General features: G+C 66.6%; 13 protein-coding genes and 1 pseudogene. 10 read left to right on the top strand and 4 right to left on the bottom strand.

Going from position 1 to position 15,630, the window contains the following annotated elements; all coding sequences use genetic code 11:
- The 4 genes and pseudogenes from ARGLB_RS23485 to ARGLB_RS02505 form a co-directional block, all read left to right on the top strand.
- Positions 1-608 (top strand): annotated as a pseudogene (locus tag ARGLB_RS23485) (hypothetical protein); the annotation flags it as partial.
- Positions 609-769: 161 nt separating this feature from the next.
- A complete protein-coding gene (locus ARGLB_RS02515; protein WP_003798540.1) occupies positions 770-1,816 on the top strand; it encodes an iron ABC transporter substrate-binding protein in 1,047 nt (348 codons plus the stop codon).
- A 4-nt stretch (positions 1,817-1,820) separates the two neighbouring features.
- Entirely contained in the window at positions 1,821-3,413 is a 1,593-nt protein-coding gene (locus ARGLB_RS02510) for an ABC transporter permease (protein WP_003798537.1), read from the top strand.
- Positions 3,410-4,573, top strand: coding sequence for an ABC transporter ATP-binding protein (locus tag ARGLB_RS02505; protein ID WP_003798536.1), 1,164 nt, complete (start codon positions 3,410-3,412; stop codon positions 4,571-4,573). Before ARGLB_RS02510 ends, ARGLB_RS02505 begins: the two co-directional genes overlap by 4 nt.
- 15 nt (positions 4,574-4,588) lie before the next feature.
- Here ARGLB_RS02505 and ARGLB_RS02500 read toward each other — a convergent pair whose 3' ends face one another.
- Both ARGLB_RS02500 and ARGLB_RS02495 read right to left on the bottom strand, forming a co-directional pair.
- The gene (locus tag ARGLB_RS02500) at positions 4,589-6,286 is read right to left on the bottom strand and encodes a glycoside hydrolase family 32 protein (RefSeq protein ID WP_003798535.1); all 1,698 of its coding nucleotides are present in this window, start codon (positions 6,284-6,286) and stop codon (positions 4,589-4,591) included.
- A 120-nt stretch (positions 6,287-6,406) separates the two neighbouring features.
- Positions 6,407-7,015, bottom strand: coding sequence for a YdeI/OmpD-associated family protein (locus ARGLB_RS02495; RefSeq protein ID WP_003798533.1), 609 nt, complete (start codon positions 7,013-7,015; stop codon positions 6,407-6,409).
- Positions 7,016-7,136: 121 nt separating this feature from the next.
- Between ARGLB_RS02495 and ARGLB_RS02490 the strand changes: the two genes are divergently transcribed.
- The 6 genes from ARGLB_RS02490 (at position 7,137) to ARGLB_RS02465 (ending at position 13,063) form a co-directional block, all read left to right on the top strand.
- Positions 7,137-7,865 carry a hypothetical protein gene (locus ARGLB_RS02490; protein WP_003798528.1) on the top strand — a complete coding sequence of 243 codons (729 nt, stop codon included), beginning with the start codon at positions 7,137-7,139 and terminating at the stop codon, positions 7,863-7,865.
- Between the two features lie 184 nt (positions 7,866-8,049).
- Positions 8,050-8,589 (top strand): NUDIX hydrolase family protein, encoded by a 540-nt coding sequence (locus tag ARGLB_RS02485; protein ID WP_003798527.1) that lies wholly within the window; start codon positions 8,050-8,052, stop codon positions 8,587-8,589.
- Between the two features lie 84 nt (positions 8,590-8,673).
- The gene (locus tag ARGLB_RS02480; protein WP_003798526.1) at positions 8,674-9,795 is read left to right on the top strand and encodes a DUF6707 family protein; all 1,122 of its coding nucleotides are present in this window, start codon (positions 8,674-8,676) and stop codon (positions 9,793-9,795) included.
- A gap of 79 nt (positions 9,796-9,874) precedes the next feature.
- A complete protein-coding gene (locus ARGLB_RS02475) occupies positions 9,875-10,600 on the top strand; it encodes an SRPBCC family protein (protein ID WP_003798525.1) in 726 nt (241 codons plus the stop codon).
- Positions 10,601-10,633: 33 nt separating this feature from the next.
- Entirely contained in the window at positions 10,634-11,938 is a 1,305-nt protein-coding gene (gene tgt, locus ARGLB_RS02470; protein WP_043417729.1) for a tRNA guanosine(34) transglycosylase Tgt, read from the top strand.
- Positions 11,939-12,118: 180 nt separating this feature from the next.
- Positions 12,119-13,063, top strand: coding sequence for a type IV toxin-antitoxin system AbiEi family antitoxin domain-containing protein (locus ARGLB_RS02465; protein ID WP_003798523.1), 945 nt, complete (start codon positions 12,119-12,121; stop codon positions 13,061-13,063).
- Between the two features lie 126 nt (positions 13,064-13,189).
- Here the strand turns inward: ARGLB_RS02465 and ARGLB_RS02455 are convergent, their stop codons facing one another.
- Both ARGLB_RS02455 and ARGLB_RS02450 read right to left on the bottom strand, forming a co-directional pair.
- Positions 13,190-13,885 (bottom strand): queuosine precursor transporter, encoded by a 696-nt coding sequence (locus tag ARGLB_RS02455; RefSeq protein WP_003798521.1) that lies wholly within the window; start codon positions 13,883-13,885, stop codon positions 13,190-13,192.
- Positions 13,886-14,149: 264 nt separating this feature from the next.
- Positions 14,150-15,556 (bottom strand): MFS transporter, encoded by a 1,407-nt coding sequence (locus ARGLB_RS02450; RefSeq protein WP_003798519.1) that lies wholly within the window; start codon positions 15,554-15,556, stop codon positions 14,150-14,152.
- Positions 15,557-15,630: the final 74 nt, after the last annotated feature.

Below are 15,630 nucleotides of genomic sequence, written 5' to 3'. Positions count from 1 at the left end.
GTTCGACCCCGCCCGCCGGGCTCGTACCTGGACGGGATCCGGGTCCGCAGCTCCGGGAAACCGTGCTGGAGGACGCCATCTACACCTACAACCAGGGGCCAGTCCTGGGCGCCCTGCTGGAGCTCGGCGGCGACGCCAACCTGGAACGCGCCGCAACCGTGGTCCACGCGGTGGCAACACACCTCACCCTGCCGGAGGCCGCCACGGCTGCCAGCGCCAACCCCGCCAACCCCATGGTCCTCCGCTGCGACGGTACCGGCGACGGCGGCCTGTTCACCGGGATCCTCACCCGCTACCTGGCGCTGGCCGCCAACGACCGCCGGCTGCCGCAGGACGTCCGGGCCACCGCCGCCCGGCTGGTCACCGGCACGGCCGGCGTCCTCTTGGCCGGCCGCCGGCCGATTGCGGCGGGCGAGCCGCTGGCCCGGCCCGGCCGGACCGGGGACCCCATATTTTCCTTCGAACCGAAGCGGCCGGCGAGCAGCACGTATCCGCCGGGTACCGCCGTCGAACTGTCCACCCAGCTTCAGGCCTGGATGGCCCTGGAGGCCGCGGCAGCCGTGGCGGCCGCGTCCGTGACAGCGGGCACCAAGGAAACCGGAAATTAGGACACGCAACAGTGCCGTAATTGATGTGATCCTCATCACTTAAGGTCTTTCCCACTTGGTGCTTAGGTTTGGCTAACCTACAGTTTTTCGAGTGAGCTTCACCTAACTTCCCCAGCTCACGAGGGCCTCGCCCACGAGACTTTGCAGAAAGAAGCACCCCGATGAAGATCCGCATCAACGCGCTGGCCGGCATGGCGATCGCCGCCACCGCAGCCCTCGGCCTCTCGGCCTGCGGCTCCAGCACCTCCCCCGCTGCCTCGCCCTCCGCCGACCCCGCCAAGGGCGAGATCACGGTCTACAATGCCCAGCATGAAAGCCTGACCAAGGAGTGGGCCGACGCCTTCACCACGGAAACGGGCATCAAGGTCACGCTGCGCCAGGGCTCGGACACCGAGATGTCCAACCAGATCGTCCAGGAGGGTGCGGCCTCCCCGGCGGACGTCTTCCTTACCGAAAACTCCCCCGCAATGGCGCAGGTGGAGAATGCCGGTCTCTTCGCCGACGTCAACAAGGACACCGTCGCCCAGGTTCCGGCGGAGTTCCGCCCCTCCACAGGCAAGTGGACCGGCATTGCCGCCCGCTCCACCGTCCTGGTGTACGACAAGAACAAGATCTCCGAGGACAAGCTGCCCAAGTCCATGCTTGACCTGGCCAAGCCGGAGTGGAAGGGCAAGTGGGGCGCTTCCCCCAGCGGCGCCGACTTCCAGGCCATCGTCTCCGCCCTGGTCGAGCTCAAGGGCGAAGCCGCTGCTGCGGAATGGCTGAAGGGCATGAAGGAAAACTTCACCGCCTACAAGGGCAACAACACCGCCATGAAGGCAGTGAACGCCGGCGAGGTTAATGCAGCGCTGATCTACCACTACTACTACTACGGCGACCAGGCGAAGACCGGCGAGAACTCCAACAACGTCACGCCGTACTACTTCAAGAACCAGGACCCGGGCGCGTTCCTGTCCGTCTCAGGCGGCGGCGTCCTGAAGTCCTCGAAGAACGCTGAGAACGCCCAGGCCTTCCTGAAGTTCATCACCGGCAAGAAGGGCCAGGAAATCCTGCAGAAGGGCACCTCCTTCGAGTACGCCATCGCTTCGGGCGTCCCGGCCAACGAAAAGCTGGTTCCCGTCAAGGAACTTGAGGCCCCCACCGTGGACCCGGCCAAGCTGAACTCCGCGAAGGTCACCGAGCTGATGACCAAGGCAGGACTGCTCTAATTCTGTGATCACGCAAGTATCGGCTGCGGAGGAATCCGGAAGCACGACGTCGGCGGGCCGGGGCAAGCGCCCCCGCCCGCCTTTCGGCGTTTCAGCGGTAGCTGTCGCGGCGGTGCTGATCGCCCTGTTTTCGCTCCTGCCGCTGGCTTACGTGGTGTACATGACCGCGGCCACCGGCTGGGACACCGCCCTCGAACTGGTCTTCCGGCCCCGCGTCGGCGAACTGTTGCTGAACACGGTGCTCCTGATGCTGATCACCGTTCCCCTCTGCCTCATCCTGGGCGTCGGCGGCGCATGGCTTGTGGAGCGCACCACGCTTCGCGGAAAGAAGGTGTGGGCGGTGCTGCTCGCCGCTCCCCTGGCCATCCCGGCCTTCGTCAACAGCTATGCCTGGGTTTCCGCCGTCCCCTCGCTGCACGGCCTGTTTTCCGGGGTGCTCATCGCCACCCTGTCCTACTTCCCGCTGGTCTACATTCCCGCTGCCGCGACACTGAGCCGGCTGGATCCCGCAGTAGAGCAGTCGGCTGCGTCCCTCGGCCTGGGCGCCTGGCGGGCATTCTTCCGCGTGGTCCTGCCGCAGCTGCGGATCGCCATGACCGGGGGCGGACTGCTGGTGGGGCTGCACCTCCTGGCCGAGTACGGCGCCTTCGCCATGATCCGCTTCGACACCTTCACGACGGCGATCATGGTGCAGTACCAATCCACGTTCAACGGCACGGCAGGGAACATGCTCGCGAGTGTGCTGGTGTTCATCTGCCTCATCCTGCTGGTCGTCGAGGTCCGCAGCCGAGGCACCGCGCGGTACGCCCGGGTCGGTTCCGGTGCACAGGCCAAGGCACTGTGCCTGCCGCTGCACGCCTACCAGTGGCCGGCCCAACTGGCCCTGCTCGGCCTGACCCTGCTTGCCTTCGGCCTGCCGCTGCTGTTCGTGCTGCGCTGGATCATTGCCGGCGGAACAGAAATCTGGGCCGCTGACGAGTTCGTTCCCGCGCTGCTGCAGACCCTCCTCTACGGGCTGGCCGGCGCCGCGGCCACCACCGTCGTCGCCTTCCCCATGGCCTACCTCGCCGTCCGGCACGCCAGCTGGTTCAGCAAGGGCCTGGAACTGTCCAACTACGTCACCAGCTCGCTGCCGGGCATCGTGGTTGCCCTGGCCTTCGTCACCGTCAGCATCCGGCTTGTCCCGGGCGTCTACCAGACCACCGGCGTCCTGATCGCCGCCTACGTCCTCCTGTTCCTGCCGCGCGCCCTGGTGAACATCCGGGCGGGGCTGGCCCAGGCACCCAAGGAGCTGGACGAGGCGGCCCAGGCACTAGGCAGCCCTCCGCTGCTGTCGTTCATCCGCGTCACACTGCGGCTCACGGCTCCCGCCGCGGCCGGTGGCGCCGCCCTCGTCTTCCTGGCCATCGCCAACGAACTGACCGCCACGCTGCTCCTGTCCCCCAACGGGACCAGGACCCTCGCCACCGAGTTCTGGAGCAAGAGCAGCGAAATCGACTACGCCGGCGCGGCGCCGTACGCCCTCTTCATGATCGTGATCTCGGCGCCCATGACCTATTTGCTCTTCCAGCAGTCCAAGAAAGTAGCGGGACAGTGACCGAACAATCCCCGTCCAGGCTTCCGGAACCGCGGATCTCCCCCTCCGTGGCGCCAAGCACCAACAGCCACCTGGAGATCGACGCCGTCACCAAGAACTTCGGCTCGCAGGCCGTCCTCAAGGGCGTGAACCTGTCCGTGGCCAAGGGCGGAACCACCGCGATCGTGGGCCCCTCCGGGTCGGGCAAGACCACCCTGCTTCGGCTGATTGCGGGCTTCGAACACCCCGCCACCGGCAGCATCTCGCTGAACGGATCCCCGGTGGCGGGGGACGGCGTGTGGAAGCCGGCGCACAAGCGCCACGTCGGCTATGTGGCGCAGGACGGCGCCCTGTTCCCGCACCTGACGGTGGGGCAGAACATCGCGTTCGGGCTCAGTGCCGCAAAGCTCGACGGCGGCCGGCGCGCGGTTAATGCGCGGGTCAACGAACTCCTGGAGATGGTGTCGCTGGACACCGCCATGGCCAGGCGCCGCCCGCACCAGCTTTCCGGCGGGCAGCAGCAGCGCGTCGCCCTGGCCCGGGCCCTCGCCCGCGAGCCTGAACTGATGCTGCTGGATGAGCCCTTCTCCGCCCTGGATGCCGGGCTGCGCGTCGCCACCCGGCGGGCGGTGGCCAAGGTCCTCAACGAGGCCGGCGTGACCACCATCCTCGTCACCCACGACCAGGCCGAGGCACTCTCCTTCGCGGACCAGGTGGCGGTCATGCGGGGCGGCAAGCTGGCACAGATCGGCAACCCGTTCGTTGTGTACACCCGGCCGGCGGACCGCGCCACGGCCGAGTTCCTGGGCGACGCGGTGATCCTCGATGCGTGGATGGAGGGCTCGCTGGCCACCTGCTCGCTCGGCGGGATCCCCGTCCGGCGTCCGCCCGCGCAGGGCCGCGTCCAGCTCATGCTGCGCCCGGAGCAGATCCGCATCGCCGAGGACGGTCCCATCCGCGGCGTGGTGGTGGATACCGACTACTTCGGCCCCGAAACCACCGTGCGGCTCAAGCTCGCCGTGCCGCCCAAGCTGGCCGGTGCCATGCCCGACCACCGCTATCCCGGCGGCGGTGAAGTGATCACCATCCGGCACTGGAACGCATCCATCGCGCAACCCGGCACGGAACTGTGCCTGCGCGTGGTGGGGGAAGCCGTGGCCTTCCCGCTCGAGTCGGACTGACTTTCGCCGCTTTGCCTACCGTGCCGTCAGCACGGTGGCCAGCGGGGTGTACTTGAACGACTTCAGTGTCAGCTTCCCGCCGGCGGTGGCCGCGCTGACCGCCGGCTGGCCTGGCCTGGGCAGCACGACCGACGTCAGGGTCTGTTCGCCGCCGTTCACAAAGACCTCCGCCGAGGAATAGTCCACGAAAATGGTCAGCTCCACGCTGCCCCTCCCCGGCGAGCTGCCGTTGCGGGGCGGGCTCTGCGCACTCCTCCGTTCCGTGAACACAGGTCCGAGGGCATCAGCGCCTGGCACCACTGCCGCCCGGTCCACCCATGCCGTGCCTGCCTCGAAGTTGTAGCCCACCGTGGCGAAGTCCGCACCGCCGTTGCCCAGTTTCAGCAGGGCCTCCGTGCCGTCGTCGCCCGGTGCACGCTCCAGGGTCACGTCCAGCCGGTAGGCACCGCCTGCGGGCGCGGGAAGCCCGCCGGCACCCTCCGGGGTCAGCGCCCCGCTGTCTGCCGTCTTGGCTTCGCCGTCCAGCGCGGACAGGGCGGGAGTGGGGGTGGAGACGAGCGTGGGCCTGCCCTGCACCGTTTTCAGCCGGATGTCCCGGACGATGGAGTCCGCACCGCCCTGCCAGTCGGTCGTGGGCAACTGGCGGGCATACGTCCAGTTGTTCATCCAGCCGATCGCGTGACGGGACGCCATCCGTTCGTTTTCCGTCAGCCGGGGATCGTCCCAGGTGACGGCGGCGTAGAAGTCGGCGCCGGCGTCGAGCCACTGGTGTTTGTCATCCGCGGTGGTGAACGTGGTCCCGTCAAAGGTCCCGGTCCAGTACGCTACCCCGGTGGTCCGGCCTTCCGCGGTGCCGTTCGCGCTGGCCGCCAAAACCCAAGTGCGCTTGGCGGGGTCGCCGTCGACGTCCAGCTGGAAAAGGTCGGGGCATTCGAGGATCCCCAGGCCCCTCCGCTCGAAGCCCGATACGTAGTTCCAGTCCTTCAGGTCCCTCGAGGTGTACAGGCCGATCTTTTCCCCCTCGGCCAACGCCATGACCCACTGTTCCCGGGCCTCGTCGCGGATGATTTTCGGGTCGCGCCAGTGCTCCTTGCCCGGGTTGTCCATCACGGGATTCCCGTCGGCCTCCTTGAACGTGTAGCCCTTGTCCGTGGAGTAGAACAGGGACTGCCGCTGCACGCCCTTGTCCTGCTGGGTCATGACGGCGACGACGGCACCCTTGCCGAAGCCGGCGGTGTTGTCCTGGTCCACCACGGCGCTGCCGGTCTCAATGTCCCCCAGGCCGTTCTTGAACTTCCCGATGGCCACGCCTTCGTCCTTCCACTGCACCAGATCGGTGCTGGTGACGTGGAACCATTCGGTGCCGTTTCCCTCGGGGTGGTCCGCGTTGTAGAGGTAGTAGTAGTGCCACACCCCGTCCAGCAGGAACGGCCGCTGCGGATCGTTCATCCACTCCTTGGCAGGGGTGAGGTGGTAGGAGGGCCGGAACTGTGAGGCGCCCTCGGGCCTGCTGAAGGACTTCGGGGCTGCACTCTGGGTGCTGCTGCCTTGGGTGCCACCGCCCTGGGGTCCGGCACCGCCCTGTGTTCCGCCGTCGCCCGGACGCCCGGCCAGGCCGATGACCGCGGCCGCTGCGAGCACCAGAGCCAGGGCCACGGCCACCGCAATCCACCGCGCGCGGGGGCCGAGCGTGCGTAGGGAAAACCGCTGCATGTTCGCCGTTCGTGTTGGGAGTTGCTCCCAATTTTAGCGCGGACGGCCTTTTCGATGCCCCTTGCCAGGACGCTCGGCGCCGGGTTCCACAGACTCAACCAGCGGGGTGAAGCGACACGCTCAACCAGCGGGATTCTGCGCCGGGCGCCTCTTCTGCGGATACGGCGTCTCGCCGCGGGCAAGCATCTGGACAAACCCGGCGATTTTCCGCTCCCTTGTGGAGGCCTGTTTGACCGAATTGGTGCGGTAGATCAGCGCGTAGCGATTCACCGAGGTCAGCACGTCGAACATGGCCTGTGCCTCGGGCACGGCGGCGATGGCGGCGGCCAGATCCGCCGGGACCTCCGCCGTCGCCGGTCCTGAATAGGCAGCCTCCCAGCGGCCGTCGGCCTTGGCGGCGTCGACGGCGGCACGTCCCGGGGCCGTCATCTTCCCTGCAGCCTCAAGCCGGGCCACATGGCCCACGTTCCGTTCGGACCAGGGGCTCTTGGGCCCCCGGCGGGTCATGCGCTGGAGGTAGCTGCCGCCGTCGCGTTTTTTGACCTGGCCGTCGATCCAGCCGTAGCAGAGCGCCTCGTCCAGTGCGGCGTCGTAATCGAGTTCAGTGACGTTGCCGCCCTTCTTGTGCAGGACCAGCCAGACGCCGGGGCTGTCGCTGTGGTGGGATTCCAGCCATGTCCGCCATGCGGCTGCATCGGTCACCAGCAGTTCCTCGAGTTCAACGGGCATGCGCCTATTCTGCCCCAGCGCTGCATGATTCAACCCGGTGCCGCGCGATTCAAGACGTGGCATCATGGCCATGTCGGCGCCGTTTTCGAAGATCCTGGTGTTTCGAGTTCGAGGAGAGAGCATGCTTCGTGTCCGCCCCATCCACTTCACGTCCCGGGTTGACCCCTGGGAGCGGCTCCTCACCGACCTGGGGATGATTAAAACCACCGACGAGGGCTCCTGGCGGGAGTACGACGCCGGTGCGGGCAGGCTGGCGCTGCACCAGGCCGAACCGGGCGCTGCGGAGGATGGCGTCACGCACTTTGGCGTGGAGGTGGGTGACCTCGAGGAGTTTGCCCGGCGCACCAACCAGTCCGGCGCGGAATCTGACTCCTCGTCCGCCGAGCTTGTCCGCGCGGACCACGGCGACTCCTGCCGGATCACGGGCGCGGACGGTTTCAGCTTCTTGGCCGACAAGGCCGCCCACGGGGCCGGCTGTGCGGATGCGGATCCAGCGCTGGCCGTGGTGGAGGTCTGGTTCAGCGAGGACGTGACAGCCGCTGCCCAGGCGCTGCGGGACATTGGGGCACGGTTCCGGCCCGTCCCGGACGACGACGAGACTGCCGACTTCACCGCCAAGAACGGCGGTGTGCTGATGGCGCGGCCCGGCACCGGCGCGGCGCACGCAGGACTGGGATTCGAGTACGCCGGGGACCTAGACGCCCTGCGGGACCGACTCACGGCCGCGGGACACGACGTGACGCTGACCGAGGAGGCGTTCGGGCGCACCCTTCATGTGCCGCACCCGGACAATGACGGCGCGGCGGCACAGCGGGCCCCGCTCTGGATCTCCGCCCGGCGCCCGTCCTAGCCGCCCGGCGCCCGTCGTAACCCCCAAACGGCCGGCGTAGCCCCCAAACGGCCGGAGCGGCGGCGCGGCGCGGCGGCGCGGAGGGGCAAATCGGGTGGTGAGATTGCGTCGTTTTGCCCGCCGCCAGGCGCAGGGATCCCACGCCTCGGCGGCCGGAGCTGTGGCGATGGGGTAAAAATGATTCATGAACGTGCGCACCCCTGACCCCAACCCCGGCTGGCTTTCGGACGAGGATCTCTTCGAAGCCAGAGGCAGGCTCCCGATGGTCTACGTGGAGGCGGTGCCGGTCCGGCTGGATCCACTCGGGTTCGTGAATGAGGTGGGCACACTCCTGCAGGCGGACGAGGACGGCACCATGGTCCGGTCCCTCGTTTCCGGCCGGGTGCTCTACCGCGAAACCATCCGCGCCGCACTGCTGCGCCACATGGAAAAAGACCTCGGCCCGCTGGCATTCCCCCAGCTCCCCATCAGCCCTGTGCCGTTCACCGTGGCCGAATACTTCCCCGCCCCCTCGCACACCGGCTTCACCGACGACCGCCAGCACGCCGTATCACTGGCCTACATCATCCCTGTGACCGGCGAATGCGAACCCCGCCAGGACGCTCTGGAGCTGACCTGGATGACGCCCCAGGAAGTGCTTAGCGACGGCGTGCAGCTCGAGTTCACCGGCGGCCGCGGTGCCCTGGTGCGGCAGGCTCTGGCCTACGCCGGCGTCGGCAGCTGACGCCCGGGCGCCCGCGCCTCCCGGACTTCGCACCCTCTCCTTTGTAGACTGTTGGGCGGACCGCAAGAGAACTTAAGGACTCCCATGAACCACCCTGCAGCTGCCAAGACCTACCGTGAACAGCAGGCGGGCTCTCTGCGGGCGGGCGACCACCTTCTCCTGCCGGACGGCAAGCGGTCCGCGGAAATCCACTCCGTGGAAGTCGAAACCGATGATTTCGGCAGCCCCGCCATCATCCTTGCGATCCTCACCGGCGGCGGCACGCTGCGCATTGCTGCCGGCTCGTCCGTCCGCATCCCCGGACCCGCGGTTGACGACGTCGCCTCCCCGGAAGCCGCCGCCAATGCCGCTGTTATGACTGCTGCCGTCGTCGAAGATGCTGCCGGCACAGACGGCGCCGGCGCGGACGGCGCCCCCCAAGGAACGGACAGTGACGCCCAAAGGGCGGACACCCAGGCGTCCGACGCCGGCGCTCCCCTTTCCGTCGTGGGGAGAGAAGCAGCTGGGGAGACTGCGCGGACGGCGCCTGCCGCCGTCGTCGTCCCTCCGCTGCCGTCCACCTCCCCCGGGGTGGTCGGCCCCAGTGCGGAGGATCTGGCCCTGATCCCGGAGCCCTCGGGAACGCCTGAATCCGTGGTGGAAGCCGCGGCGGAGGCCCATCCGGACGCCGTCGGGGTGCAGCTGCTGGCCGACAAGCTGGTCAAGGGCATCAACACCAAGTCGGGCAGCTGCCTGAAGGACCTGAGTGACCTCGCGCATGAGCTGTTCGTCATGCTCAAGGATGCCGAGGCGTCGCTGGCCGTGGCCGACCTGCTGAACGTGCTGCCCTTCGACGGCAACCCGGGGCGCTGGGGGTCGGTGGAGGCCTCGCTTGCGCTGTCCAGTTACGTGTGCCGGCAAACGGGGCAGAAGGACCGCGCCGCCGTGTATGAGAAGCTGCTCCGGGCGCCGGACAACCAGGAGACGGATCCGTTCAAGGCGCGGATGCAGGCCCGGGTCCGCCAGCGGTCACTGAACGAGCCGAACCTGTACGACAAAGAGATTTTCCGCTCCATCGACAACTCCAACCACGAAGCGGAGCGCGAGTGGCGGCTGCTGCGGCTGGAATCGCTGCTGTTCCTGCGCGCCCACGGCGGATCCCAGACCATCAGCGCGCCGGAGCTGGAGCGGCGGATTGCGAATGAACTGGAGTCTGTGCGCGGCTAAGCGGCCCTGCGATACGGGTGCCCGTTTTCCGCCGGAAATTCCCCTAGCCCGGGTCGCGCCCAAGTTGTAGATTCAGGCCATGACGAACAAGCTCAGCGTTGTGATCAATTCCGACGCGCCACAGATTTGGACGATGCTGCGTGAACCCTCGAAGGTCGCGCAATGGCATGGCTGGGAAGCCGACGAGCTGGCGGCGGAAATCAATGAGATCTACTTCAGCAAATCCGTGGTTGAAGGGCCGGACCACACCTCCCTGACGGTCAACAACGGTGACATCTTCACGCTGAAGCCCGTGCCCACGGGAACTGAGGTCAGCGTCACCCGCGCCGGTGTGGACCACAACTCCGAATGGGCAGCGTGGGACGAGGACATCACCCAGGGGTGGCTGATCTTCCTGCAGCAGCTGCGGTTCGCGCTGGAGCGCCATCCCCACGGGAGGCGCCGCACCTGCTACTTCTCCGTCCCCGGTTCGGGCGGCTCCGCCATCGAGAAACTCGGGCTCAAGGACATCCCCGCCCCCGGCGAAGAATATTCGCTGACCTTGGGCACCGGCGAGGAGGTCTCGGGCAGGGTCTGGCACAAGACCAACCACCAGGTGGGGATCACCGTACACAGCTACGCGGAGCACGGGGAGGGCCTGCTGATTGTGGCTGACCAGCCCGTCATCCCCGAGAAAAGGCCCGACGGCGGCTCGATGGTGATCCTCTCGCTCTACGATCTGGGCGCACACAGCATGGAAACGATCCGCTCCCTCTGGGACGACTGGCGCTCTGAGAACTACCCCACATCAGAACCCATCCAGTGAAGGTTCGCCGCTGTTAGCTGGCACACTTGAACCGTGCCAGCCAATCCTGAACCGCCCTCCACTTCTGTACCGGTGCCGGCCGCCCGCCAGTCGGAGTTCTCCTTCCGGGTGGGCAAGCGCCTGACCGAAACATGCAACCCTACCCCCGAGCAGGAGACCGCCAACGGAGGCGGGTTCCTGGGCCGGACCGGCACCATCACCACGCCGCACGGCGAGATCCAGACGCCGGCCTTCATCGCCGTCGGCACCAAGGCCACGGTGAAGTCGGTGCTTCCGGAGTCCATGGCCGAACTCGGCGCCCAGGCCCTGCTGGCCAACGCCTACCACCTGTACCTGCAGCCCGGCCCCGAGATCCTGGACGAGGCCGGCGGCCTCGGCGCGTTCATGAACTGGCACGGGCCCACCTTCACCGATTCCGGAGGCTTCCAGGTGATGAGCCTGGGCTCGGGGTTCAAGAAGGTCATCGACATGAAGTCCGTGGACACGTCCGGACCGGACGATGCCGTGGCCCCGGGCAAGGAGCGCCTGGCCCACATCGACGACGACGGGGTCTGGTTCAAGAGCCACCTCAACGGGGACCGGCACCGTTTCTCCCCCGAGATCTCCATGCAGGTCCAGCACCAGATCGGCGCGGACATCATGTTCGCGTTCGACGAGCTCACCACGCTGCAGAACTCCCGGGGATACCAGGAGGAGTCGCTGGAACGAACCCGGCTGTGGGCGGTCCGCTGCCTTGAGGAACACTTCCGGCTCACGGCCGGGCGGCCCGGCAAGCCGTACCAGGCCCTGTTCGGCGTGATCCAGGGCGCCCAGTACGAGGACCTGCGCCGCAAAGCCTGCCGCGACCTCGGTGCCATGGCCTTCGACGGGTACGGGATCGGCGGAGCCCTCGAGAAGGAGAACCTGGGCACCATCGTGCGCTGGTGCAACGAGGAACTGCCCGAGAACAAGCCGCGGCACCTGCTGGGCATCTCCGAGCCGGACGACATCTTCACGGCCATCGAGAACGGCGCCGACACCTTCGATTGCGTCTCCCCCACCCGCGTGGCCCGCAACTCGGCGTTCTACACGCCCGACGGCCGCTTCAACCTCTCCGGTGCCAAGTACAAGCGCGACTTCGGTCCGCTGCAGGACGGCTGTGACTGCTATGCGTGCCTGAACTATTCGAGGGCCTACATCCATCACCTGTTCAAGGCTAAGGAAATGCTCTCCGCCACGCTCATTTCCATCCACAACGAGCGCTTCGTGGTGAAGATGGTGGACGACGCCCGGCTGGCGATCGAGTCTGGCGACTTCTTCGAGTTCAAAGCCGAGACGCTGGGCCGGTACTACTCCTAGGCCTGCGGCTCCCCTGGGCGGCGCCGCCGCGCCGAGGGCCGCGCCGCCGTCGAACTCGCCGGAAACGTGCCGGATCGCCGGAAGGCCACGGCGATCCCGCACGGTTCCGGCGACTTCGCGTTTTCCACATAACGACGGCGGTCCCTCCCCTGCCGCAGAGCGGTCCCCGAAGCTGGTGCCATGCCTTCTCACAACTCTCCTGACCTCCCGCCAACCGGCCGCCTCTGGCGCACGGACGAGCTGACGGATCTCGGATATGGCTCGCGGTCCATTAGGACCCTGCTGGATTCGGGATCACTGGTACGGCTCCGCTATGGCTGCTATGTCCGCGCCAGCGTCTGGGAAGCCCAGTCCCCGGGCGTCCGCAGCCGGCTGCTCATTTATGCGCACGCGCGCGGAACACGCACGACGTCAACCGGCCAGTTCGCATACAGCCACACCTCCGCGGCGCGCTTGCACCGTCTCTACCTCTGGAAGGTGGATGATCTGATCCATCTTCTGCAGCAGGTAAATCCGTCGAGTGAGCGACACGGCAGAGACGTGAAATGTCATACCCGGCCCTTCTCGGACGACGAGATAGTGACGCTGAATGCGCTCCGTGTAACTTCTTTGGAACGGACCGCAGCCGACTGCGCCATGATGCTGACATACCGGCAGTCATTGATCGTTATGGACCATGCACTCCGGCTGGGCGCGGACCGGTCGCTGCTGCAGGCGATGGCGGATTCACTGGACGGCAGGCGTGGCATCCGCACGTTCCGCCGAGTGCTGGAGAACGCGGACTCCCGTTCGGAGTCCCCCGGCGAAACGCTCACCAGGGAACTGATCCTCCGGCTCGGGATCAGGCCGCCCACGCCCCAGTTTGAGGTCACGAGCCCGATCGGGCGGCACCGTCTGGACTTCGCCTGGAAGAAGGAGAAAGTGGCGCTGGAGTTTGACGGCAAGGTCAAGTACTTCGACTTCCAACCCACCAACGAGGTGCTCTTCCAGGAACGTCTCCGCGAAAAGGCCCTGACGGAGGAAGGATGGCTCTTCGTCCGGGTCGAGTGGAAGGACCTGTTCAACGAGGCACAGTTCAAGAACCGTGTGCTCCGCGCCCTGGCCGGCCGGCCTCGCGCCGTCTGAGCACAAGTCCCCCCAATTCGCCGGAAACCTGCGAGCACGCCGGAACATTCCGGCGAACTCGCACGGTTCCGGCGAGTTCGCGGGTGCCCGGCTCGGCTGGACCGGCGCAGAGCCTCCCCGGGGCTCCTACGCCCCGTAGCTCGGTTCGCGCTTCTTGACCCAGCCGATGGCCAGGGTGGTCACGGGAACGAAGAGGAACTCCACGAGGGTCTTGTAGAGGAAGCCCACCAGCACGTAGTTCGCAAACGTGCCAACGTCGCTGATGCCGATCACGGAGGCCGCGATGCTGCAGAAAATCAGCGTGTCCACGAATTCCCCGGCCACGGACGAGCTCATGATGCGGGCCCACAGCGACTTCTCCCCGGTGCGGGCCTTCATCCTGACCAGGATCCACGAGTTGATGGTCTGCCCGGCGAAGAAGGCAAGGAGCGAGGCAAGCACGATCTGTGGAACTGGGCCGATTGCGCCTTCGAGGGCGGCCTGTTTGGCGGTGCCGAAGTCGTCGTCGAAGCCAGGCAGCGCAATGATCACCCAGTAGCAAACTGCGGCGAAGACCGACAGGGCAAACGTGGTGATAATGGCTTTCCGGGCTACCTTGAAGCCGTAGACCTCACTGATGACGTCGCCCAGGATGTACGCCAGCGGGAACAGGAAGAAGCCGCCGTCCGTGACGATTGGACCCAGCACCACGCCCTTGGAAGCACCGATGTTGGACAGGATCAGCACCACGGCCATGACCGCAAGCATGATGCCGAAGTAGGGGGACCCGATTGAGGCGAATTTCGGCGCTGCTTTCGGCACGGAGGACTGGGCGGTAGTCATGGGTTTTCCATTCGTAGTGGTTCGCTCGGCTGCCTGCATCCTTGCGAACGGAGATGGCAGCTGGCTGTATTAGCACTGGGACGGGTCCCGCCGGCTGGCCGCCGAAACCGCCCTTCATTGTCCCACCATTGCCGGATGCGGGGAGAGCGGACTCACGGCCGGCAAAACCCCGGGGACGACGACGGCGGGCTGCCGCCCCGGGGACCCAAAGGTCACCGCGGGGCCGGCCACCCGCCGTCGTGCGTTACCTGTTTTTCGCTGAGGTCAGACGTTGACGAAGTCCTCGTCCTCATCCTTGCGGGCGGCGCCCGACGGCGTGCTGGACGCAACCGTGCTGGACCAGGCGTGGCCCTGCTCGCGGTCCAGGTGCGTGGTCTTCTTGTTCTTCAGCGCGAAGATGTAGACCAGCAGGGACAGCCCGATCGCGACGGTGACGTACGTGAAGAACAGGTCCACCTGATCCGACTTCTGCAGTGCGGCGCCGATCAGCGGAACCGTGCCGCCGAACAGCGAGTTGGCCACGGCATAGCCCAGGCCCACGCCAAGGGCTCGGATGGAAGCCGGGAAGAGCTCGGCCTTCACGAGGGCGTTGATGGAGGTGTAGCCGCCCACGATGAGCAGGCCTCCCATCATCAGCAGGAACGCTGTGAACGGATCCTTGGTGCCGGCCAGGGTGGAGAGCAGCGGCCAGGTGAAGAGCACACCGGTGATCCCGAACCAGAGGAGCAGCGGCTTGCGGCCGACCTTGTCGGAAATGATGCCGTAGACGGGCTGGAGCAGCATGAAGATGAAGAGGGCCCAGAAGTTGATCACGGACGTGTCCGTCTTGGCGATGCCGGACGTATCGTTCATGAACTTTAGGATGAAGTTGGTGTACGTGTAGAAGGCCACAGTGCCGCCCAGGGTCACACCGATGCAGATCAGCAGCGGCTTCCAGTGCTGGGTGAACAGCAGCCTCAGGGTGCCGGGCTGGGCCTCGCCGGCTGCGGCAGGTGCCTTGGCTGCCTGGACCTGCTCCTCGGAAACCGTCTCCTCCATCGAACGCCGGAGCCACAGGACCACCAGCGCCGCAACACCGCCGATGGCGAACGGGATGCGCCATCCCCATTCCTTCAGCAGCCCGTCGCCCAAGGTGTTCTGCAGAATCACCAGAACCAGCAGTGCCAGCATCTGGCCGCCGACCAGGGTCACATACTGGAAGCTGGAGAAGAAGCCGCGGCGCCGCGAGGTGGCAGCCTCGGACATGTACGTGGCGCTCGTGCCGTATTCTCCGCCCACTGAGAAGCCCTGCAGCACACGGATGAGGATCAGCAGGACAAGGGCCCAGATCCCGATGACGTCTTGGGTCGGGAGGATGGCGATCGCGAACGATCCTGCGGACATCAACGTCACGCTGAGGGTCAGGGCAGCCTTACGGCCGTTGCGGTCGGCGTAGCGTCCGAAGAACCAGCTGCCGATGGGGCGCATGAGGAACGACGTCGAGAAGACGGCCATCGCCTCCAGCCCGGCCTGGAGCTCGTCCTTGGAATTGAAGAAGTGGGCCTGGAAGTACGCCGCGAAAACCGTGTAGACGTAGAGGTCGTACCACTCCACGAGGTTGCCGGCGGAGCCTTTGAGGATGTTGCCGACTGCGCGGCGGGTTTGTGCTGCTTCTGACAGTTGGGTGCTCATCAGTGAACCTTCCTGGATTCGGCGTGGAAAGAAAGCAACGCCGCCCGCCACCCTATGGCCTGTGACTGGGGCCA

It is taken from the genome of Arthrobacter globiformis NBRC 12137 (assembly GCF_000238915.1).
Taxonomy (GTDB): domain Bacteria; phylum Actinomycetota; class Actinomycetes; order Actinomycetales; family Micrococcaceae; genus Arthrobacter; species Arthrobacter globiformis.
The sequence above is the reverse complement of the archived record's forward strand: the minus strand, read 5'-3'. Positions and strand labels throughout refer to the sequence as shown.